The sequence below is a fragment of the Geodermatophilus sp. DSM 44513 genome, from assembly GCF_032460525.1.
In the GTDB taxonomy this organism is placed as follows: Bacteria; Actinomycetota; Actinomycetes; order Mycobacteriales; family Geodermatophilaceae; genus Geodermatophilus.
Genome location: NZ_CP135963.1, coordinates 4,202,516 through 4,222,021, shown reverse-complemented (window position 1 = coordinate 4,222,021; position 19,506 = coordinate 4,202,516). Strand labels below are relative to the sequence as shown.

At 74.5% G+C, this 19,506-nt stretch carries 20 protein-coding genes and 4 tRNA genes; 14 read left to right on the top strand and 10 right to left on the bottom strand.

The window, feature by feature from the left end:
* Nucleotides 1–27: 27 nt before the first annotated feature.
* From RTG05_RS20420 to mftG, 3 genes are read left to right on the top strand one after another with little or no spacing between them, the layout of a single operon-like run.
* Nucleotides 28–894: an MBL fold metallo-hydrolase gene (locus RTG05_RS20420; RefSeq protein WP_166526632.1), complete on the top strand. Its 867-nt coding sequence runs from the start codon at nucleotides 28–30 to the stop codon at nucleotides 892–894.
* Nucleotides 891–2,195, top strand: coding sequence for a class I adenylate-forming enzyme family protein (locus RTG05_RS20415; RefSeq protein WP_166526631.1), 1,305 nt, complete (start codon nucleotides 891–893; stop codon nucleotides 2,193–2,195). Before RTG05_RS20420 ends, RTG05_RS20415 begins: the two co-directional genes overlap by 4 nt.
* A complete protein-coding gene (gene mftG / locus RTG05_RS20410) occupies nucleotides 2,192–3,793 on the top strand; it encodes a mycofactocin dehydrogenase MftG (RefSeq protein WP_166526630.1) in 1,602 nt (533 codons plus the stop codon). The genes RTG05_RS20415 and mftG overlap by 4 nt, the downstream gene beginning before the upstream one ends.
* Here mftG and RTG05_RS20405 read toward each other — a convergent pair.
* Nucleotides 3,776–5,812 (bottom strand): transglycosylase domain-containing protein, encoded by a 2,037-nt coding sequence (locus RTG05_RS20405; protein WP_166526629.1) that lies wholly within the window; start codon nucleotides 5,810–5,812, stop codon nucleotides 3,776–3,778. The genes mftG and RTG05_RS20405 overlap by 18 nt on opposite strands.
* A 164-nt stretch (nucleotides 5,813–5,976) precedes the next feature.
* Complete coding sequence (locus RTG05_RS20400; protein ID WP_315912091.1) at nucleotides 5,977–6,141, bottom strand: hypothetical protein; 165 nt, start codon at nucleotides 6,139–6,141, stop codon at nucleotides 5,977–5,979.
* Between the two features lie 319 nt (nucleotides 6,142–6,460).
* Between RTG05_RS20400 and RTG05_RS20395 the strand changes: the two genes are divergently transcribed.
* Nucleotides 6,461–7,474, top strand: coding sequence for a glycosyltransferase (locus tag RTG05_RS20395; protein WP_166526628.1), 1,014 nt, complete (start codon nucleotides 6,461–6,463; stop codon nucleotides 7,472–7,474).
* 13 nt (nucleotides 7,475–7,487) lie between these two features.
* On the opposite strand, the gene RTG05_RS20390 is transcribed toward RTG05_RS20395, so the two are convergent.
* The 3 genes from RTG05_RS20390 to RTG05_RS20380 all read right to left on the bottom strand — a co-directional run bounded on the left by RTG05_RS20390 (nucleotide 7,488) and on the right by RTG05_RS20380 (nucleotide 7,770).
* Nucleotides 7,488–7,561, bottom strand: a tRNA-Phe gene (locus RTG05_RS20390).
* Nucleotides 7,562–7,584: 23 nt separating this feature from the next.
* Nucleotides 7,585–7,658 (bottom strand) — tRNA-Asp (locus RTG05_RS20385).
* A 39-nt stretch (nucleotides 7,659–7,697) separates the two neighbouring features.
* Nucleotides 7,698–7,770, bottom strand: a tRNA-Glu gene (locus RTG05_RS20380).
* Between the two features lie 139 nt (nucleotides 7,771–7,909).
* Between RTG05_RS20380 and RTG05_RS20375 the strand changes: the two genes are divergently transcribed.
* The gene (locus RTG05_RS20375; RefSeq protein WP_166526627.1) at nucleotides 7,910–8,554 is read left to right on the top strand and encodes an AMIN-like domain-containing (lipo)protein; all 645 of its coding nucleotides are present in this window, start codon (nucleotides 7,910–7,912) and stop codon (nucleotides 8,552–8,554) included.
* 62 nt (nucleotides 8,555–8,616) lie between these two features.
* Here the strand turns inward: RTG05_RS20375 and RTG05_RS20370 are convergent, their stop codons facing one another.
* The 4 genes from RTG05_RS20370 to RTG05_RS20355 all read right to left on the bottom strand — a co-directional run bounded on the left by RTG05_RS20370 (nucleotide 8,617) and on the right by RTG05_RS20355 (nucleotide 11,695).
* Nucleotides 8,617–8,952, bottom strand: a complete 336-nt coding sequence (locus RTG05_RS20370) for a hypothetical protein (protein ID WP_166526626.1) — start codon at nucleotides 8,950–8,952, stop codon at nucleotides 8,617–8,619.
* A gap of 23 nt (nucleotides 8,953–8,975) precedes the next feature.
* Nucleotides 8,976–10,442: a metallophosphoesterase gene (locus RTG05_RS20365; protein WP_166526625.1), complete on the bottom strand. Its 1,467-nt coding sequence runs from the start codon at nucleotides 10,440–10,442 to the stop codon at nucleotides 8,976–8,978.
* Nucleotides 10,443–10,516: 74 nt separating this feature from the next.
* Nucleotides 10,517–11,119: an NAD(P)H:quinone oxidoreductase gene (wrbA, locus tag RTG05_RS20360; protein ID WP_166526624.1), complete on the bottom strand. Its 603-nt coding sequence runs from the start codon at nucleotides 11,117–11,119 to the stop codon at nucleotides 10,517–10,519.
* A gap of 96 nt (nucleotides 11,120–11,215) precedes the next feature.
* Nucleotides 11,216–11,695, bottom strand: a complete 480-nt coding sequence (locus tag RTG05_RS20355; protein WP_315912090.1) for a GtrA family protein — start codon at nucleotides 11,693–11,695, stop codon at nucleotides 11,216–11,218.
* A 211-nt stretch (nucleotides 11,696–11,906) separates the two neighbouring features.
* On the opposite strand from RTG05_RS20355, the gene RTG05_RS20350 reads away from it, so the two are divergent.
* The 5 genes from RTG05_RS20350 (at nucleotide 11,907) to RTG05_RS20330 (ending at nucleotide 15,557) form a co-directional block, all read left to right on the top strand.
* Nucleotides 11,907–12,788: a Rieske (2Fe-2S) protein gene (locus RTG05_RS20350; RefSeq protein ID WP_166526622.1), complete on the top strand. Its 882-nt coding sequence runs from the start codon at nucleotides 11,907–11,909 to the stop codon at nucleotides 12,786–12,788.
* Between the two features lie 39 nt (nucleotides 12,789–12,827).
* Entirely contained in the window at nucleotides 12,828–13,673 is an 846-nt protein-coding gene (locus RTG05_RS20345) for a hypothetical protein (protein ID WP_166526621.1), read from the top strand.
* 213 nt (nucleotides 13,674–13,886) lie between these two features.
* Nucleotides 13,887–14,051, top strand: a complete 165-nt coding sequence (locus tag RTG05_RS20340) for a hypothetical protein (protein ID WP_166525600.1) — start codon at nucleotides 13,887–13,889, stop codon at nucleotides 14,049–14,051.
* A gap of 78 nt (nucleotides 14,052–14,129) precedes the next feature.
* Nucleotides 14,130–14,202 (top strand) — tRNA-Lys (locus tag RTG05_RS20335).
* A gap of 671 nt (nucleotides 14,203–14,873) precedes the next feature.
* Nucleotides 14,874–15,557 (top strand): hypothetical protein, encoded by a 684-nt coding sequence (locus tag RTG05_RS20330; RefSeq protein WP_166526620.1) that lies wholly within the window; start codon nucleotides 14,874–14,876, stop codon nucleotides 15,555–15,557.
* Between the two features lie 221 nt (nucleotides 15,558–15,778).
* Here RTG05_RS20330 and RTG05_RS20325 read toward each other — a convergent pair whose 3' ends face one another.
* A complete protein-coding gene (locus RTG05_RS20325) occupies nucleotides 15,779–16,000 on the bottom strand; it encodes a helix-turn-helix domain-containing protein (RefSeq protein WP_315912089.1) in 222 nt (73 codons plus the stop codon).
* A 556-nt stretch (nucleotides 16,001–16,556) separates the two neighbouring features.
* Here RTG05_RS20325 and RTG05_RS20320 point away from each other — a divergent pair.
* The 4 genes from RTG05_RS20320 (at nucleotide 16,557) to RTG05_RS20305 (ending at nucleotide 19,492) form a co-directional block, all read left to right on the top strand.
* Nucleotides 16,557–17,009: a helix-turn-helix domain-containing protein gene (locus RTG05_RS20320; RefSeq protein ID WP_166526619.1), complete on the top strand. Its 453-nt coding sequence runs from the start codon at nucleotides 16,557–16,559 to the stop codon at nucleotides 17,007–17,009.
* A gap of 304 nt (nucleotides 17,010–17,313) precedes the next feature.
* Nucleotides 17,314–17,913 (top strand): hypothetical protein, encoded by a 600-nt coding sequence (locus tag RTG05_RS20315; RefSeq protein WP_315912594.1) that lies wholly within the window; start codon nucleotides 17,314–17,316, stop codon nucleotides 17,911–17,913.
* Nucleotides 17,914–18,521: 608 nt separating this feature from the next.
* Complete coding sequence (locus RTG05_RS20310) at nucleotides 18,522–18,815, top strand: hypothetical protein (protein WP_315912088.1); 294 nt, start codon at nucleotides 18,522–18,524, stop codon at nucleotides 18,813–18,815.
* Between the two features lie 122 nt (nucleotides 18,816–18,937).
* On the top strand, nucleotides 18,938–19,492 hold the full coding sequence (locus RTG05_RS20305) for an SAF domain-containing protein (RefSeq protein WP_315912087.1): 555 nt from the start codon (nucleotides 18,938–18,940) through the stop codon (nucleotides 19,490–19,492).
* The last annotated feature ends 14 nt before the right edge of the window (nucleotides 19,493–19,506 follow it).

Genomic DNA, 19,506 nt, shown 5'->3' with positions numbered 1-19,506 from the left:
ACGCGGACAGCAGTTACCGTGCCGGGCGTGAGGACCCCGGAGGACCCCCGCAGCACCTGGCAGCTCCCCGCGCCGGGGATGATGCCGCGGACGGCGGACCTCGAGCCGCTGGTCACCCGGGTGCTGGCGCCCAACCCCTCGCCGATGACGCTGGACGGCACCAACAGCTACCTCGTCGGCGCCCCGGGCAGCGGGCAGGCCGTGCTGGTCGACCCGGGCCCGGACGACCCGGCGCACCTGGCTGCGGTGGACGCGGCGCTGGCTGCGCGCGACGCCCGCTGCGTCGCGGTCCTGGTCACCCACCACCACGGCGACCACGCGGAGGCGGCGCTCCCGTGGGGGCAGCGGTTCGGGGCGGAGGTCGGGGCCGCCGACGCCCGGGTGGCCGGTCCGGGCGGGCGGGTCCTGGCGGCGGGGGAGCGGCTGACCCTGGCCGGGACGGCGCTGGACGTCGTCCCCACGCCCGGGCACACCGCCGACCACCTGGCCTTCCGGCTGGAGTCCGGCGCGGTCCTCGTCGGCGACCACGTGCTGGGCCGCGGGACGTCGGTGGTGACCCACCCCGAGGGCGACGTGCTGGCCTACCTGGCGTCGTTGCGCCGGGTGCACGACCTGGGGCCCAGCGCGCTGTACTGCGGACACGGACCGGAGCTGACCGAGGACCCCGGCGCGGTGCTGGACTTCTACCTGGCCCACCGGGCGTTCCGGGAGCAGCAGCTGCTCGCCGCGGTGGTGCGCGGCGGCGGGACCGTCGACGCGCTGGTGGCCGACGTGTACGCCGACGTGCCGCGGGAGCTGTGGCCGGCGGCGGCCCAGTCGACCCGGGCGACGCTGGCCAAGCTCGCCGCGGAGGGGCACGCGGTGCTGGACGGCGACCGGGTGTCCCTGCCGTGACCGTGGCGGTGGTGCGGGCCGCGGACAGCGAGCGCGACCAGCGGCGGGCCGCGGCCGCCCTGTGCGCGGCGGGGCTGGTGCCGGGCGACCGGCTGCTGGTGTCCGCGGCCGCCTCGCCGGCGCTGCTGGCCGTCGTCCTGGGCGCGCTGCGCACCGGCGTCGTCCCGGTGGTGCTGGACCCCGCGCTGCCCGCCGCCGAGCGGGCCGCGCTCGCGGCGGACGCCGACGCGGGCCTCGACGTGGGTGCGGAGCCGGGGCGGCTGCTCACCGGGGACGTGCAGGCCGAGCTGGCCGACGTCCCGCTGGCCCGGCCGGTGCACCACACGTCCGGGACGACGGGACGCCGCAAGGGCGTGTGGTCCGGCGTGCTCGCCGAGGACGACGCCCGCGCGCTGGCCGGCGAGGAGGTCGGGCTGTGGGAGCTCGGCCCGACCGACCGGCACCTGGTGCTCTCCCCGCTGCACCACTCCGCGCCGCTGCGGTTCGCCGTGCACACGCTGCTGGCCGGCGGCGAGGTGCTGCTGCCCGGGCCGTTCGACGCCGCCCGCGCGGCCGCGGTCATCCGCGCCGCGCGGCCCACCACCGCCTTCTGCGTGCCCACCCACCTGCAGCGCCTGCTGCAGCGCGACGACGTGGACTGGTCGTCCTTCCGGCGGCTGGTGCACGCCGGCGCACCCTGCCCCGAGCCGGTGAAGCGCGCCGTGCTCGCCGCCGCGCCTGCGGGCAGCGTCTGGGAGTTCTACGGCTCCACCGAGGCGCAGTTCACCGTCTGCCCGCCGGAGCTGTGGCTCGCCCGCCCGGGCAGCGTCGGGCGGGCCCGGCCGGGGCGGCGGGTGGAGGCCGACGCGCGCGGCCAGCTGTGGTGCGCGGTGCCCCGCTGGGCGCGGTTCGAGTACTGGCGGGCGCCGGAGAAGACCGCGGCCGCGTGGCGCGGCGACCTGGTCACCGTCGGGGACCTGGGCCGGGTGGACGACGACGGCACGGTCTGGCTGGACGGCCGCCGCGAGGACCTGGTCGTCTCCGGCGGGGTGAACGTGTACCCGGCCGAGGTGGAGGCGGTGCTCGACGCGCACCCGGCGGTCGTGGAGAGCGCGGTCGTCGGCGTCCCGGACGAGGTGTGGGGCCAGCGGGTGGTCGCCGCCTACGTCGGTGACGCGAACCCGGTCGAGCTGGCCGGGTGGGCACGGGAGCGGCTCACCCCGGCCAAGCGGCCCAAGAGCCTGCACCCGGTGCCCGAGCTGCCGCGCACCCCGACCGGCAAGGTGCGCCGGCTGGACCTGCCGGCGGTGCTCGGGCTGTGACCGGGTGGGACGTCGTCGTGGTGGGCGCCGGCACCTCGGGCGCCCCGCTGGCCGCCCGGCTGGCCGACGCCGGACGGCGGGTGCTGGTGCTCGAGGCCGGGGCCGACCACGCCGAGTTCCCGCCCGACCTGCGCGACGCCGCGCGCATGGCCGCGGCCGTCCCCGGCCACCCGGCCAACTGGGACCTCACCGGCGTGCTCACCGACGAGGTCACCTCCCCGGTCCCGCGCGGGCGGGTGGCCGGCGGGTCCAGCGCGCTCAACGGCGGCTACTTCATCCGCGGCACCCGCGCGGACCTCGACGGCTGGGCCGCGGCGGGCAACGACCTGTGGTCCCACGACGCGCTGCTGCCCTCCTTCGTCCGGCTGGAGGACGACCGGGACCACGGCGACCGGCCCGGCCACGGCACCGGCGGCCCGGTGCCGGTGCAGCGCCCGCGTCCCGGGCACCCGCTCGCCGACGCGCTGGGGGCGGCCGCCGCCGAGCTCGGGTTCCCCGCCGAGCCGGACAAGAACGCCGACGGGCCGCCCGGCTGGGGTCCGGTCCCGCTCAACGTGGCCGGCGGGGTGCGGGTCAACACCGCGATGGCCTACCTGGCGCCGCGCCGCGGGCACCCCGGGCTGACCGTGCGCGGCGGGGTGACCGTGCGCCGGGTCGTGGTGGAGGGCGGCCGGGCGGTCGGCGTGCAGACCGACGAGGGCGTCGTGCGCGCCGACGAGGTGGTGCTCGCCGCCGGCGCGGTGGGGTCGCCGCAGCTGCTGCTGCTGTCCGGCATCGGCCCGGCCGACGACCTGCGCGCCCTCGGCGTCGACGTGGTGGCCGACGTCCCGGGGGTGGGCGCGGAGTGCACCGACCACCCCGACGTCTACGTCACCTGGCGCCCGGCCCGGCGGCTGCCGATGCCGCGGGACCTGCACCCGCTGTCCGGCGTCCTGAACACCGCCGACGACCTCGAGGTGCTGCCCTGGCTCAAGCCGTTCAGCCGGGTGGTGGCGCCCCGCACGTCGACGGCGGTGGCCCGGGCGCTGCGCCGGCCGGGGGCCACGCTGCGCGCGCTGCGCGGGACGTCGCCGCACCGGCTGCTGGACACCGCCCGCCGCCGCGACGACCTGTTCCTCGGCGTGGGGCTGCAGCGGGAGGACAGCCGCGGGCGGCTCACCCTCACCAGCACCGATCCGCGCGTGCAGCCGCGGCTGGAGTACCGCTACCTGACCGCGGACGCCGACCGCCGGCGGATGCGCCAGGGGGTGCGGCTGGCCGCCGAGCTGCTGCGGACGCGGGCGCTGGCGCCGCTGGTCGCCGGCCGGACCGGCCTGCCCGACGACGTGCTGTGCGACGACCGCGAGCTGGACCGCTGGGTCCGGCGCTCCATCGCCACCGCCGTCCACCTGGCCGGGACGGCCCGGATGGGCCCGGACGGCGACCCCGGCGCGGTCGTCGACCAGCACCTGCGGGTGCGCGGCGTCGAGGGGCTGCGGGTCGTGGACACCTCGGTGATGCCCACGGTGACCTCGCGCGGCCCGGCGGCGACCGCGGTGGCCATCGGTGAGCGCGCCGCGGAGCTCATGGCCGGCCCGGCGTCACCGCGCGCCCGGTAGCGGCGGGAGCGGGATGCCCGCCGGCGGGAACGGGACCGCCTCCTCCGCGGACAGCACCGGCAGGAAGGCGTCGTGCCAGATCTGCCCGCCGCGGCTGCCGCCGTACCCGCCGACGTCCACGTTGGCCTGTGGGGCGAACAGCATGACGCTGGCGGTGTAGCGGGGGGTGGAGCCGACGAAGGAGACCGACGCGCGGTCCTGGGCGGTGCCGGTCTTGGTGGCGACCTGGTGCCCGGGGACAGCCGCCCGCCGACCGGTGCCGTAGGGCAGCGTGGAGCCGCCGACCAGCATCTGGTTGACCGTGCTGGCGATCTGCGGCGAGACCACCTCCGGGGTGCAGGAGGCGCCGGTGCCCAGCGGGCTGCCGTCCGCGCGGGTCAGCGGCCGCCCGTCCCGGTCGAGGACCTCCACGACCGGGACCGGCGTGCACCGGGTGCCGCCTGCGGCCAGCGTGGAGTAGGCGCTGGCCAGCGCCAGCGGGCTGGTCGCCTCCGGGCCGAGGGTGAACGAGCCGCGGTTCTCCGCCACCACCTGGTCGGCGACCGGGTCCAGGGAGGTCAGACCCAGCCGCTGGGCCACCCGCACCGGGCCCTCCACGCTGCCCAGCTCGTCCTCCAGGGCGACGAAGTAGGTGTTGGAGGAGCGGACCAGCGCCTCGTGCATGCTCAGCCGGGCCGGGATCGACTCCCCGACGTTGCCCACGGTGTAGGGCTCGGAGCCGTTGCGGTACACCCGCGAGGTGTAGGGCTCCGGCGCGGTGATCGTGTGCGTCGGCGGGAGGCCGCGCTCGAGGGCCGCGGTGGCCACGAACACCTTGTAGGTGGAGCCCGACCCCTTGCTGGCGACCACGTTGAGGTTGACCGACTCCTGCGCCGGGTCGTCGACGTCGTGGCCGAAGACCCGGTTGGCGCTCATCGCCAGCACCGCGCCGGTGCCCGGCTCGACCGCGGTGAACACGGCGGCCACCGGGTCGCCCATCGGCTGGGTGGCCAGCACGGCGGCGTCCGCGGAGCGCTGCAGGTCCGCCCGCAGCGTGGTGCGGATGGTGAGCCCACCGGTCTCCAGCTGCTCCTGGGTGACCCCGAGGGTGCCGATCAGGTGGCGCTGCAGGAAGTCGCAGAAGAACCCGCCGAGCACCGCGCCGGCACAGCCGTTGGGCGGGGCCGGCGCCGGGGCGGTCTGCACCGGCGTCGCCGCGACCTCGGCCAGCTGGGCGTCGGTGACCAGGCCCTGGGCGTGCATCCGCGCCAGCACCACGTTGCGCCGCTCGCGCGCCCGCTCGGGGTCGGCCAGCGGGTTGTCCGCGGCCGGCGTCTGCACCAGCCCGGCGAGCATGGCCGCCTGCGGCAGGTCGAGGTCGGCGGCGTCCACGCCGAAGTAGGCCTGCGCCGCGGCCTGGACGCCGTAGGCGCCCTCGCCGAAGTACACGGTGTTGAGGTACCGGGTGAGGATCTCCTCCTTGGAGTACGTCTCCTCCAGCGCCAGGGCCAGCCGGGCCTCGCGCAGCTTGCGGCCCACCGTCTGCTCGGTGGCCGCCCGCCGCTCCTCGGCGGTGGTGGCGCTCTGCAGCAGCGTCTGCTTGACCAGCTGCTGGGTGATGGTGGAGCCGCCCTCCTGGACGCCGCCGGAGGCGACGTTGCGCACCAGCGCCCGAGCCGTGCCCTGCACGTCCAGGCCGTTGTGCTCGGCGAAGCGCTCGTCCTCGATGGCGACCAGCGCCTGCTCCATGACGTCGGCGATCCGGTCGGCGGTCACCGGCGTCCGGTTCTCCCGGTAGAAGTGGGTGACCACCGTCCCGTCGGCGGCGAGGACCACCGTGTTGCCCGGCGGCGTGGCGTCGGTGAGCTCGACCGGCAGTGGTGCCAGCAGCGAGGCCGACGAGCTCGCCGCCAGCCCCGGGCCGATCACCCAGGGGCTGAGCAGCGCGGCCAGCAGCGCGCCGGTCGCCGGGAGGACCAGCACCAGGCCGACGAGGGCCCGCCGCCGGGGGTGGGGGGAACCGGACCGGGACCGTGCCATGTCGTCCTCGCCGTGCTCGTGCTCCGGCGTGCGGGTGCTGCACCGCCGTACCGCGGATCATCGCCTCCCGCGGCACCGCGCGGCACCCGGGACGACGCGGCGGTCGGCGCGTCCCGGCGACGCGCCGACCGCGACCCCCGGGCGGGGCGGCCGCGGTCGGCCGGTCACCCCGCGGGGTGGCGTGGGCGGGGCGCCGGGGTGCGGGGCGCTGCCGGCGACCGGCCGGCCGGCGGGCGGGCGGCCGACGGGGCGCTCAGGGCGACGATGAGGGCGAGCAGGGCGACGAACCCGACGAGGACACCGGCGAGGACCAGCAACGACGCGAGCACCTCCCGACCGTAGGCAGCCGCTTGCACGGTGTCACCTGGCGGGACCCCACTCCGTGATCACACGGGGATTGGTGGGGTCCCGACGGGTCGGGCGCACCCGTCCCACCCGTCCCGGGCGCCCCGCCGCGGGTGGACGGCGGCCGCCGGGCGGGGTAGCGCCGCCCGCGGGCGTCACCCCAGGAGGTGGTCCCGGGCACGATGCGTCACCGCGCCGGTTGACCGTGGCGACCGTGGGTAGGGGCGTGGACACCCGTCGACCCCGACCCGGGTCCCGCCCCTGCCCGGTCGCAGTGCGCGGCCCGCAGAGGAGCAGCACCGCGTGAACGCCGCCGACTCCCCGGCAGGTCCCGGGATCCGCGTGGTGACCGTGCCGAACACCGACCCCTACGTCGACGCCGTCCTGCCCGACGGGGTGCAGCGGGTCGGTCCCGGCCCGGGTGGCGGGCCCAGCCCCTGGCTGGACCCCGGCTACCTGGCCGCGCACGCCGACCGCACCGACGTGGTGCACCTGCACTCCGGGTACGGCCACCTGCCCGAGGACGAGGTGGTCAGCTGGACGGAGACGGTCCGGCGCTCGGGGGTCCCGCTGGTGCTGACCGTGCACCAGCTGCGCGACCCGGGCCAGCCCACCCGGCGCCGGCACGACGCCCACCTCGCGGCCCTGCTGGCCACGGCCGAGGTGGTGCTCACGCTCACCCCGGGGGCGGCGGAGGAGATCGCGGCGCGGTTCGGCCGGACGGCAATCGTGGTGGCGCACCCGTCGATCGCCGAGCCGGTCCCCGACCTCGGCGGCGGCGAGCGCGGCGTGGTCGGGATGGCGCTGCGCGCCCCGTGCCCGGCCCTGCCGGACCCCGCCGGCGTGGTCCGGGCGGCGCTGTCCGGGGCGGTCAACGGCGGGGGGCGGCTGCGGGTGTTCCTCGACGACGGGGTGGCGCCGCCGCCGGTCTTCGCCGCCGGGGACAGCCTGGAGTACCTGCCGCGCAAGGCGGACGGCTGGGCCGAGCAGCTGCAGGAGCTGCACGCCGCCGTCCTGCCGGAGTGCTGCGGCACGCACTCGCGGGACCTGGAGGTCTGCCGGGACGTCGGCACCCGGGTGGTGGCGCCCAGCTGCGGCTGGTTCGCCGACCAGTGGGCCGACGTGGTGGTCTACGACAACGACGAGGAGCGCGGCCTGGACCCGGTGTCCCTGGACGCCGCGGTCACCGCGGCACTCACCCGACCGGCCCCGCGGCCGGCCGACCAGGCGTGGCGGGCCGAGCAGCGCGCCGCCGTCCGGGCCGTGCACGGCCAGGTCTACGCCCAGGTGGTCAGCGACCGGGCGCCGTCGAGCTGACGGAGGAGGTGTGTGGGCAGGGGCGGGGTCGAACCGCCGACCTCTCGCTTTTCAGGCGAGCGCTCGTACCGACTGAGCTACCTGCCCCTCCCGGTGTCCCCACCGGAGAGCGACCCTGACGGGACTCGAACCCGCGACCTCCGCCGTGACAGGGCGGCGCGCTAACCAACTGCGCTACAGGGCCTTGCTGGTGGTGCTGGTGCTGGTGCTGCTGGTGCTGCCGTGCCCCCAACGGGGTTCGAACCCGTGCTACCGCCTTGAAAGGGCAGCGTCCTGGACCGCTAGACGATGGGGGCTCGTGTTCGCCGGGGGCAGCGAGGACTCTACATGCCCCGCGGACCACCCCGGTGGGGGGGTGGCCTCGGCGGGCCCCGACGCTGCGACACGACGTCACCGGTCGCTCACGGAGGGGTCGGCGGGTGTCAGGCTCAGCGGGTGACCCGCCGTGCCGCCCTCTGCCCGTCGCTCCTGCTCGCCGCCGCGCTGCTCGCCGGCTGCGGCGGGGACACCGCCACGGTGGCGTCCGCCAGCACGGGCGGGGCGTCGGCCCCGTCCGGGTCCGCCGCGCCGGACACGTCTGCGGACGACGGCACCGGCGGGGGCACCCCGGACGACGGCAGCGCCACCGCCCCGCCGTTCGAGGGCGACACCGCGCCGGCCACCCAGGAGGCCTCCGCCGACGCCCAGGTCACGGTCACCGAGATCCGCACCGGCCGGCAGGACGGGTACGACCGCGTCGTCCTGGAGCTGGGCGGGACCGGCACGCCGGGCTGGGACGTCCGCTACGTCGACCAGGCGTCCTCGCAGGGCAGCGGGAGCCCGATCGAGGTGGCCGGTGACGCCGCGCTGCAGGTGACCGTGACCGGCGCCGGCTACCCGTACAGCACCGGCGTCGAGGAGTGGGCCGGCCCCGACCCGCTGCCCGGCAACGGCACCGTGACGGTCACCGAGGTCGCCTGGGACGCGACCTACGAGGGCACCTCGGTCGCCGTCGTCGGGACCACCGGGGAGGCGCCGTTCCGCGTCTACGCGCTCCAGGACCCCACCCGCATCGTCGTCGAGGTCGCCGACGCCGGCTGAGAGAAGGACCCTCCTGCCCCCCGTCACTCGCAGGCTCGCGCCGGGACCCTGCAGGAGGGCCTTCAGCCGAGGGAGGCGGTCACCTCCACGGCGTCGGCCTGCACGCTGGTGCAGGTCAGGCTCAGCGACCCGGCGGCGACCGTCTCGCCCTCGGCGCAGGAGACGGTGACGCCGGCCACGCCGAGGGAGGCCCGGCCGTCCTGGACGCCACCGAAGGACAGCGAGGTGCCCAGGACGTCGACCTGCGCCTGGTCGCCGGACAGCGTCACCGTGCACCCGCTGGTGCTGCAGGACAGGGTGTCCGTGCCGATCGAGCAGGCGGTCAGGGGCAGCAGCACGAGGCTCGCCGCGAGGACGCCGGCCGCCGACCGGGCGGCGCGCGCAGGGGTCGTGGACATGGGCCGAGCCTAGGTCGGGCGGCTCACCCGGTCGGGGAGGCGGGCGCCGGGGCCGGGGGTGCGCTGGTCGTCAGCGGGCCGACCACCTCCCGTTCGATGGTCACCTCGGTCTGCCCGAGCCCGCCGAGGGTGATCTCGTCGTAGGCGGTCAGCGCGCCGGTGCCCGGGTCGAGGTAGAGCACCGTGCAGGTGAGCGGCTCGGGGAACTCGCCCTGCAGCGCGCGCAGCCCGGCCCCGCCGGTGGAGCCCTGCACCATGAGCAGCGTGCCGCCGTCGAGCCGGGTGACCTCCCGCTCGTGGGTGTGCCCGGCCAGCACGAGGGGGACGACGCCGTCCAGCGGCGGGGCCTGCTCCGGGTCGTGGACCATGGCGATCGCGGGGGGCGCGGGGAGCGTCCCGACGTAGGCGGCCAGGCCCTCGCCGGTCTCCTCCAGCGTCCGCGCGCCGTCGTCGGCGTCCGGGTCGGGGGTGAAGCGGGGGTCCGGCGTGCCCACGACCTGGATCCCGGCGACCGTCACGGCCGAGTCGTCCAGCACGGTCGCGTTCGGCTGCGCGGCGACCAGCTGCACGGTCACCGTGGAGTCGTGGTTGCCCTTGGTGAAGACGTAGGGGACCCCGAGGGCCCCGACCCGGTCCACCAGGCCGTTCTCCGGCAGGGTGCCCCAGTCGGTCAGGTCGCCGGTGTCGAGGACGGCGTCCACCTCGAACTGCGCCACCACCTGCTCGACCAGGTCGATCCCGGCGGGGTTGAGGTGGACGTCGGAGACGTGCAGCAGGGCCACCGTGTCCCCGCTCCCGCCGGCCGGCGGCAGCGCCGACAGCGTGGCGTAGAGCGTGCTGACGTTGCCGACCAGGTCCTCCAGGGAGGCCCGGTAGGCGTCGAAGCGGGCCACGATGTCCTGGGCGCTGCCGATCAGACTGGTCGCGTTGACCAGCAGCCCGGTGTAGGTCGGCTGCGACAGCGCCTCCGGCCGCCAGGTCGCCGCGGTGACGCCCGCCGTCCCCAGCACGAGCCCCGCGGACAGGCCCACCGCGATCAGGGGCTCGCGGCGGCGGCGGAACACCAGCAGCGCGGCGCCGGCCGCGCCGGCGGTCGCGGCCAGCGCGGTCAGCCAGGCGATCCGCTCGACGGCGTCCCGCAGGTCCGCGCTCACCTCGTCGACCACGCGGTCCAGCGCGGCCGGGTCGGTGGCCAGCCGGGTGGCCCGGATCTCGTCGACCCGGCTGAGGGCGATCTCCAGCCGCAGCGGCCCGTCGTAGGCGTCGACCTGCAGCGCGCCCAGCGGCGGGACGTCCACGGTGGCCCCACCGCCCAGGGGCCGCAGCGCCACCGTGGCGTCGAAGGGACCGATCTGCGCCTCGACCGGACCGAGCAGCAGCACCCCCAGCCACGCCCCGCCGAGGACGACGGCCAGCCGGGCGGCCCACCGACCCAGCCCGCGCACGGCCGCCGGGCGGCGCGGCGGTGCGGTGGGGGTCGGCTCACTCACCTGCGTCAAGCTAGCCGCGGGCGGCGGTGTGCCGTCCGGTCCGGCCCGGGCGGCACACCGCCGTCACGCGACCGTCACGCGACGAGCTTGGCGGTCACCTCGGCCAGCCGGCGGCCCTGGTAGCGGGCGGCGGCCAGCTCGGCGTCGGTCGCGGTGGCCGACTCGCCGCCGGAGGTGGTGGAGGCCCCGTAGGGGTTGCCGCCGGACTCGAACAGCAGCGGGTCGGTGTACCCCGGCGGGACGATGACGGCGCCGAAGTGGGTGAACACGTTGAACAGCGTGAGGATCGTCGACTCGTTGCCGCCGTGGGCGTTCTGCGCGCTGGTGAAGGCGGTGGCGCCCTTGTTCGCCAGCTTCCCGGTGAACCACAGCCCGCCGAGGGTGTCGATGAACTGCTTCATCTGCGCGGCCGGCGTGCCGAAGCGGGTCGGCGTCCCGAGGGCGTACCCGTCGGCCCACTCCATGTCCGCGGGGCTGGCCTCCTCGACCTCGCCGGCGGTGGCGTCGACGTGCGCCCGCCACAGCGGGTTGGAGTCGATCGCCTCCTCCGGGGCCAGCTCCGGCACCCGGCGCAGCCGCACCTCGGCGCCGGCCTCGCGGGCGCCGTCGGCCAGTGCGGCGGCGAGCTGGTGCACGTTCCCGGTCGAGGAGTAGTAGATGACGGCGATCTTCGCCACGGGGGCCTCCGGTCGGTCGATGGGTGGTTGCGTGCTCAACCATACATGCGGTTGCGTGCTCAACCAGGCCGGCGACCCGACTCCGTGGGGGGTGACTCAGGCGGTGGTGACCGAGCGCGGCCGGAACAGCCAGCGCAGCGCGATGAACCGCATCAGGCCGACCAGGCCGGTGACCGTGACGACCAGCGCGACCTGGGTGACCACACCGGCGTCCGGGGCCAGCGAGTCGAGGACGCCCAGGGCCGCGCTGCTCAGCAGCAGGCCGATGACGGTGACCCCGCCGGCCTCCAGCTGCGCGGTCAGCCAGGTCACCCGCTCGCCGGCGTGGAAGGTCAGGCGCCGGTGCATCTCGTTGGCCAGCACGGTCGAGGCCGCGGTGGCGACGACGTGCGCGGGCAGGTAGCCGAAGCCCTCCAGGGCGACGAAGAGGGCTGCGTAGACCAGCGTCGTGGAGCCGCCGACGAGGACGAAGCGGGCGAACTGGGCGACCGTGTCCTCACCGCGCAGCCGGTCCACCACGCTGCCCGCGGGCTCGCCGGCCGCGGGACGGCGGACGAGCAACGACGGGCAGGTCACGAGGACTCCTCTGCTGGTCACGGGTTCTCTCTGCACGGTCCACCTGGGCATCGGCTGTGCACCAGTGCTTATTCCCCTGAAAGCGCGCAGAACACCTGTCCGGACGACGGCCCTCCGGCAGGTCACCGTCCCGCCGTGATCATGCCGTCACCGCCCGTCACGGGATCCTGCCCGCGGTATCGCGACCGGCCGCCGGGGTAGGACGGCGCGCATGAGCCTCATGGGGATCCTCGACCGGATCGCGGACTCCGCGACCTTCGACAGGGCGATCGAGCCGGCCCGGCGGGCCGTGCTCGCCGCGCTGAAGCCGCAGGCGTTCAAGGACCTGCTGCACGGCACGTGGCTGGGCCACCCGGTGCACCCGGTCCTGGTGCAGGTCCCCGTGGGGAGCTGGACGTCGGCCGGCCTGCTGGACGCCATCCCGGCGATGCGGCCGGCCGCCACGGTCCTCATCGGCACCGGCGTGGCCGCCTCGATCCCCGCGGCGCTGTCCGGCGCGGCCGACTGGTCCGAGCAGGGCGTCGGCGTCCAGCGGCTGGGCGCGCTGCACGCCGCGGGCAACACCCTCGCGCTCGGCCTCTACGTCGGGTCCCTGGTCGCCCGGGCGCGCGGACGCGGCGGGCTGGGCCGGGTGCTGTCCTACGCGGGCCTGGGGGTGGCCACCGGGTCGGCGGCCGTCGGCGGGCACATGTCCTACGCCCAGTCCTCGGGCGCCTCGCACGCCGCGACGGCGGCCCGCGCGCTGACCTCGGACTGGATCGACCTCGGCCCGCTGGACGACCTGCCCGACGGCCGGCCGGCGCTGCGCACCGGCGGGGGCAGCGGCGTCGACGTCCCGCTGGCCGTCGTCCGCCGGGGGACGCGGGTGGACGTGTTCATCGGCGCCTGCTCGCACCTGGCCGGCCCGATGTACGAGGGGCGCATCGAGCGGGTGCGCGGCAGCGACTGCCTGGTCTGCCCGTGGCACGACTCGGCGTTCGACCTGGCCGACGGCCAGCCGCGGCGCGGCCCGGCGGCCAACCCGCAGGACAAGCTGGAGGTCCGCATGCAGGCCGGCCGGGTGATGGCCCGGCTGCCCGGGCGCGACCGGTAGGGGTCCCGGGGCGGCGCCGCCGTCCCTACCCTGCGGGGTGTGCGGCGGACGGCGGTGCTGGCCCTGGCGCTCCTGTGCGCCGGCTGTTCCGGTGCGGCCGGTGCGGCCGGTGCTGGCGACCCGGTGCCGACCGCTCCTGCCGCGCCCGCCGTGCCGCCGGTGCCGGGGATCGAGGGCGAGGTGGTGCAGCTGCGCACCGACGTGACCGTCCCGGGGCAGGTGCACGTCCGCGTGACCGACACCGGGGACCTGCCGTTCACGGTCACCGCGGTGGCGGTCGACTCGCCGGGCTTCGCGCCGCTGCCACCGACCGCGCTGACCGCGGCCTTCGCGCCGGGGCAGACCATCGCGCTGCGGACCGCGCACGGCGCGCCGGACTGCGCCGCGCAGCCGTCCCCGGTGGCCGCGCGGCTGACCGTCGTCCGCCCGGACGGCGCGATGGAGGAGCTGCGGGTGCCGCTGGCCGGCGACGACCTGGACGTCGTCCACCGCCAGGCGTGCGCCGTCGCAGGGGTGCTGGCCGTGGCCGGGGTCGGCCTGGAGGAGCTGCGGGCGACGGGGGAGTCGGTCACCGGCCGCCTGGTCCTCGCCCGGGCCGGGGAGGACGACCGCGCCGTGACGGTGGTCGACGCCCGGGGCAGCGTGGTGCTGGACGTCGCCGTCACTGGGCTGCCCCTGGAGCTGGCGCCGGGGGAGGACCGGGTGGGTGCCGAGGTGGTGTTCACCCCGGCGTCCTGCGAGCCGCACGTACTGGCGGAGACCAAGCAGCCGTTCGTCTTCCCGCTGTCCGTGGCCGTCGGCGACACCGGGCCGGTGGCGGTGCCCCTGCCGGTCGACGACGCACAGCAGGCGCTGCTGGCGGACCTGCAGGACCGGGTCTGCTGAGGTCCGGGTCTGCTGAGGACCGGGTCTGCTGAGGGCCGGGTCCGCTGAGGGCCGGGAGGCAGTCCGGCCCGGCCGCCCCGGGGGGAACGGGACGACCGGGCCGGGGCCTCGCGGGCGCCGTGCACCGGCGCCGGCCCGGTGACGTGCACCGGACGGCAGTGACGCTAGGTGACCGCGGGGGCCGGTAGGGATCACCCGACCAGGTGATGTGCAGTGGCGAACGACACGAACCGTGACCGCCGCGGTTCGCCGGCACCACCCCGGGGCACCCGCGGGGTCGTGTTCTTCCTCTTCTCCAGCCGGCTGGGCTGCCTGGGCTCGCTGGTCGTCTCGGCGCTGCTGACGCTGCTGGTCCTGCTCTTCCTCGACGTCCTCTGAGCCTCGCCGCCCGGGTCGCGCCCCGCCCGCCGCGCTAGCCTCGGCCCGGGTGCGGGTGCTTCGGACGTCCACCGCACCGGGCCTCTAGCTCAACTGGCAGAGCAGCGGACTTTTAATCCGCGGGTTGTGGGTTCGATCCCCACGGGGCCCACTTAACGGCTCGTTGAGCTGCAAAGACGCGTGAAACTGGAGATACGAAGTGACCAGTTACCGGGCCTCTGCCACGCTTTACCCCCATCTTTGCTGTGCGGCGCTTACGGTCGACGGCGGAAGGCGTTCGGGCTTCTTGGGATGGAGGCAGGCTCGGGTGCCTACCGCTGAGCTCGCCACGGGATCGTCGGGTGTCGATGCAATTGGCGGCGCGGGGCTGGGGCTCGTCCGGAACAGCAGCCGGATCGTCTGCACCGCCTCCACTTGGGGGACCAGTCATCGGATCCGGCTTGGACTCTGGCGAAACCATGTCTGGAGTCCACCAGCGCGCCAATCCGGTGGGAGCCCCGTTCCCACTGTCCGAACTCACCGCTGCCATCTCGGAACGCAGGGCTGCTGCATACGCGCTTCTGCGCGGCGCCGCCCACGCGACGACGCGCCTTCGGGTCCGGTCATCTTGAACATCACCGACGCCGGATCGGAGGTCATCACGCTGGCCGGTAGCGGCGTGAATCGACATGTGGCCGCGCGGGAGGAAGGGTCGTCGTCCCGCGGCGGCGGTGGTGCAACGATTCGGGAACGCGGGTGCCCGTGCCAGACCAGAAGGAAGGGTCACAGGCGCATTCCCTTCTAACCTTCTGCCATCTGCGCTGCTCGTCCCCGGGTGCGCAGATGCCGTCGCTCTTCCCTGGTGGCGGCCTGTTCTCGGAAGGGGTTAGCGCTGTGGGCGGTCTGTCCAGCGGTGAGGTCGTTCTTGACTGCGGTGCCGGTCAGAGTTGGTGGCTGGTAATCGAGGAGGAGGTCGGGCACGGTCGGATCGTCGCCGGCCCGTTCCCTGACCGCTTCGACGCCGCCTGGGCGGCTGGCGCGAGCGGGGATGGCGGGTTCGACGAGGCTGCCCCTGTCTACGGCCGCCTCCGGGCGGATGGCGGACTCAACCGGCGGCCGTCCCCGCAGGATTTGGCGTGGCTGGCACACTTGTCCGAGCAGATCGACCGGCTGCCCGACGACTGGCAGGCGGTTGTCTCGGACGATGACCTGGTGACCACCTTGGTCGTCGAGGTCGCCGCGGCGCTGACGGAGACCGGGCTGCCGCTGCACGACGCCGACGGCCCAGGCAACCGGCTCGGCGGTGCGTGCCTAACCCCTGAACCGGGGCTGGGCGGCATCGTCGTCACCTGGCGGCAGCACGACCGGATGAGCGTCGACGAGGTGCACGGCGCCGTCGTGAACGAATCCGTGCATCAGGTCATGAACCGCGCCTTGGCCGACGTGCTAGCTAGGCGGGGGTTCACTGTCGAGGCCCTTGGAGGAGGCAGCGGCCACCTCGTCCGCTCGGCCAAGTTCATGCCGTAAGCCCGGTCGGGATCGGACTCCGCGAACCGTGGCCAGAACCGGCTCAGCAACCCAGAACCAGTCATGGCGCGGCCCTGTCGAGCCCGCTCTGACGTGGTCGGTTAGTAGGCCTTTGTTCAGAACCGGACCGATTCGCCACTGCGGGCCCTGCAAGAACATCGACGACGTCAGATCGCTGTCGGTCAGAACTCGCGGGCCAGGGGTGCAGTCTGTTGCGAGCGTCACTCGCTCGGTACGCGCCCGGATTCGATGAAGTGATCCAAGGCGGATCGCTGCAGGCGGACGTACTTGCCAAGCTTCACGTATGAGATGCGCCGCTGCGCGACGAGTCGACGGATGAAGCGCTCACCGGTCCCTAGATACTCGGCGGCCTGCGCGATGGTGAACAGCTCGTCATGAGGGCCAGGGGGAGGACCGTGCATCACCTGGCTCGGTCGGCTCACTGCGCACCTCCGAAGGCCAACCAGGCAATCCTGTAGACCACGATGCTGCTGCGGTTAGAAGAACAGGACGTGTAGGACACGGATACCTGATTACGCTGACGGCAGTGCGACTGAGATCCTGCCCGGACCTGGTCGCCGAGGTGGAGCCCAGTGCGAGGACGAAGGTCCTGGTGCCCGCACCTGGAGACGGAGCGTTGTCCGGGACGCGTGAAGGCCAACATGCGACGAGCGTCGCCCTCCATCCTCCAGTTCTGTGGCTAGGACTCCGTGTTAGGGACGCTGACTCCCGACGTTGCTCTCCAGAGTTTCTCCAGTACTGCGCCGCCGTCTACCGCGCTGCGGAGGGAGGAGGGCCAAAGGAGTTCGTCAGGCCACCACGCTCCATCGATCCCAGCTCGCGGCTGCAACCAGCGCCATCCCGGGACGCGTTCCAGGTCGACGTCTTGTCCGGCGCAGGCTCGGATGATGCGCCTCGCCTACGTCAGGCGGTGCGAGTCGTCGCTAGGGTGCACAACAAACGGGGCGGCACCTGACCGGCTGGGCGAGGGGAGCTGCTGTGGTGCGGCCGCTACTTCGGAGTGATCGTCTCCTCGAGGCTCGGAAGGCCGCCGGTATGACACGAGAAGACCTCGCCCGAACGCTGGGATTGTCAGGCCCGGCCCGGGTTCGGGTCTGGGAGCTGGGCCTTGAACGCCCCCGGCCACGCTTCGTCCCGCGCCTGGCAGCCGCGCTAGGCGTCGAACCACTGCATCTGCTCGACGCCGACCCTCAGGATCCGTCCCTCGCGGCCCTTCGAGTCGCGGCCGGACTTGCCACAAACGAGATGGGAGCTCCGGGCCTGTCCGTCATGACGTACGCACGACTCGAGGACGGACGCCCTGGCACGGAACCGTCACCAGGCGTCGTAATCGCCGTGGCTGAGGTCCTCGGCGTGGCAGCCACTCGCGTCGAGGCAGCCATCCGGCGCTCACGTAGTGACCATGCTGCCTTGGCATCCACCAGCGACTGAACCGGCGAGCTACTGGAGGACCAGGCTGGAGAACTGGGAGGACCAGGCTGGAGAACTGGAGGCTTACTGGAGGAAGGGGTTACGCTACCGAACGCCATTGGTGGTAACTTCCCGCCACCGCTTGCCGGGGAGGTGCCATGGCGTGCACGAGCATGTTCAGCATTGCGATGGCCGCTGGTTCGATCAGCAGCCAACCGCCCATCCCGATCGACGATCAACCGCAGACGGAGCCCGTGGGAAGGCCCAAGGGCCAACAGGGGCTCGCAGGCGGGCGTGGCCGGCGGATCGACGTCGCCCCAGTGTGATGGTGGCGCGGCGGCAGGTTGTTCTCACCCTCCTCGGCGCAGCCTTGGCCCTGGCGGCGTGTAGTGACGACATAGGCGGTCCGGAGCAGGCGTCGCCGAGCGTCGCGCCTACTACTTCGTCCGCCATGACGTCCTCTGCTGTGACATCAGAGGCCCCAACCCGCGAGGAAGAAGCGGCTGAGGCCGCCACCCAAGCCTTCGAAAGGCTGCTTCAGATCAGCGACGCGGCGAGCCGTGAGCCGAACGCTCGGGACTGGGAGCCCGAGATTCGCCGCTACGCCGCCGATCCGGCGGCCCTTCTCACCGTTCAGTCCGTGCGGGACTACGCCACCCTCGGGCTCCGCCAAGAGGGTGACTCTGTCGTAGACCTAAGGGTCACCAGCGTGGATCTGGCATCGCCGGAGGGCCCAACGGTGAGGATCGCTGGCTGCTACGACAGCCAGAGCACCCAGACGGTGAACGTGGAGACCGGCGAGGTAGTGCCACCTGGGACCCCGCCTCACTACATGTGGGACATCACCGTCACGCGCTACGAGGCCGAACCCAGTGAACCGTGGTTGGTGAGCACGCTGGAGCCACGGCCGGACCAGCCATGCTGAAGCCGATCGTGGGTTTGTTCGTAGCCGTCGCGGCGCCAGTGCTGATCGGCGTGACATCTCCGGGGATCGCCGCAGCAGAGCCGGGCGTCGAGTGCTCCAAGACCAACCCCCGCACCGGGACATGCTCGCTGTGGGTCTCGACGCCGGGAGGCAGTGGTAATCCTGGGGACGTCAGCGCCGATGGGGAGCAGGGCGTGGGCGGTAATGCGTCCCCGCCAGACGCCTGCACCCGCGCGGTGGCGAATCCGCAGCCGTGGATTGGGCACCCGGTCTGGGCCGGGCACCGCCCAGAAGACGGCATGATTTGGGCGTTCACATGCCCGCGTCCGGCCGGTTGGGGTGCCGGCGTGTGGTCTGGGCTGATCTTCCTCGGGAATGGGACAGCCTCCCCTTCCGATCCTGCAGCGGATCCCCGCGTCCTCGCGCAGCAGGCGATCTCCTCCATGCCCCTGAGGGCGCCGGAGATCAGGATGGCGCCGCCCCCGGGGTCAGCGAGTGGCCTGGTTGGCCTCCCCGTCTGGATGTGGGTTGAGCGCAGCCCGGAAACCACCGGCCCTGCCCGGGCATCCGTTTCGGCGGGAGGAGTGTCCGTAACCGCTGTGGGTCAGGTGAGCCAGGTCGCCTGGGATATGGGGGACGGCACCACGGTGATCTGTGGAGCGGGGACGCCGTACACGGCGGGTGTGGAGGGTCCTTCGCCGGACTGCGGCCACGTGTACGTGAAGGCGTCCAGCCGGCACGTGCCCGGCGGGGGGCCGTGGCCGATCACCGCGACCACTACGTGGACGATCACCTGGTCCGGCGGCGGCCTGTCCGGGACGGAGACGCTGGAGCTGTCTTCATCGGCGGAGCTGTTCGTCGGTGAGCTGCACGTCCTCAACCAGGACGGGCGCAGCCAATGACTCGCACCCAGCCGGACATCAGCGCACCACCCCAGGCGGCGGTCAACGGACTGTCCCGGGCGCCGGTGCTGCCGCCACCGCGCCGCCGCCGTCGTCCGGCGCTGCTGGCCCTAGCGGTGACCATGGTGATCCTCGGCGCGCTGGGTGCCGCCTACCTGGCGACGTCGCTGGGGAAGACGTCCCCGGTGATCGCGATCGCACGGGACGTGCCCTGGGGGCAGACTCTTACCGCTGCCGACCTCGTGGAGTCGCGGATCTCGGCGGATCCGGCATTGGCGCCGATTCCTTACTCCGAGCGTGATCAGGTGATCGGCCTGATCGCGGCGACCACCCTCACGCCAGGCTCGCTGCTCACCCGCGACGCGCTGACCGGTCAGCGGCTTCCGGCTCCCGGGCAGCAGCTGGTCGGGGTCGGGGTCTCGGCGGTGCAGCTGCCAGCGACCACGCTGCGCCCGGGCGATGACGTCCTCTTAGTGCCCGTGGCCGGAGGCAGGGTTCCGGCCGCGGCCGAAGGGGCAGCCCCGAGCGTGGTGGAGGCGACCGTGGTGCAGACCGGTTCGCCGGGAACCGACGGGCTGCGGGTGGTCGACGTGCTGGTCGACGCGGCCGACGGTCCGGACGTCGCCGCCCGCGCCGCCGCGGGTCTGATCGCCATCGTCGTGGTGGCCGGCGAGTAGGCGGGGCCGCTGCC

Bases quoted from the DNA above. Each gene is read 5' to 3' on its own strand.
- RTG05_RS20315 (WP_315912594.1), top strand. From the start codon at position 17,314: ATGGTGGCGCGGCGGCAGGTTGTTCTCACCCTCCTCGGCGCAGCCTTG.
- RTG05_RS20405 (WP_166526629.1), bottom strand. From the start codon at position 5,812: ATGGCACGGTCCCGGTCCGGTTCCCCCCACCCCCGGCGGCGGGCCCTC.
- RTG05_RS20330 (WP_166526620.1), top strand. From the start codon at position 14,874: ATGCCGTCGCTCTTCCCTGGTGGCGGCCTGTTCTCGGAAGGGGTTAGC.
- RTG05_RS20305 (WP_315912087.1), top strand. From the start codon at position 18,938: ATGGTGATCCTCGGCGCGCTGGGTGCCGCCTACCTGGCGACGTCGCTG.
- RTG05_RS20370 (WP_166526626.1), bottom strand. From the start codon at position 8,952: ATGTCCACGACCCCTGCGCGCGCCGCCCGGTCGGCGGCCGGCGTCCTC.
- RTG05_RS20350 (WP_166526622.1), top strand. From the start codon at position 11,907: ATGAGCCTCATGGGGATCCTCGACCGGATCGCGGACTCCGCGACCTTC.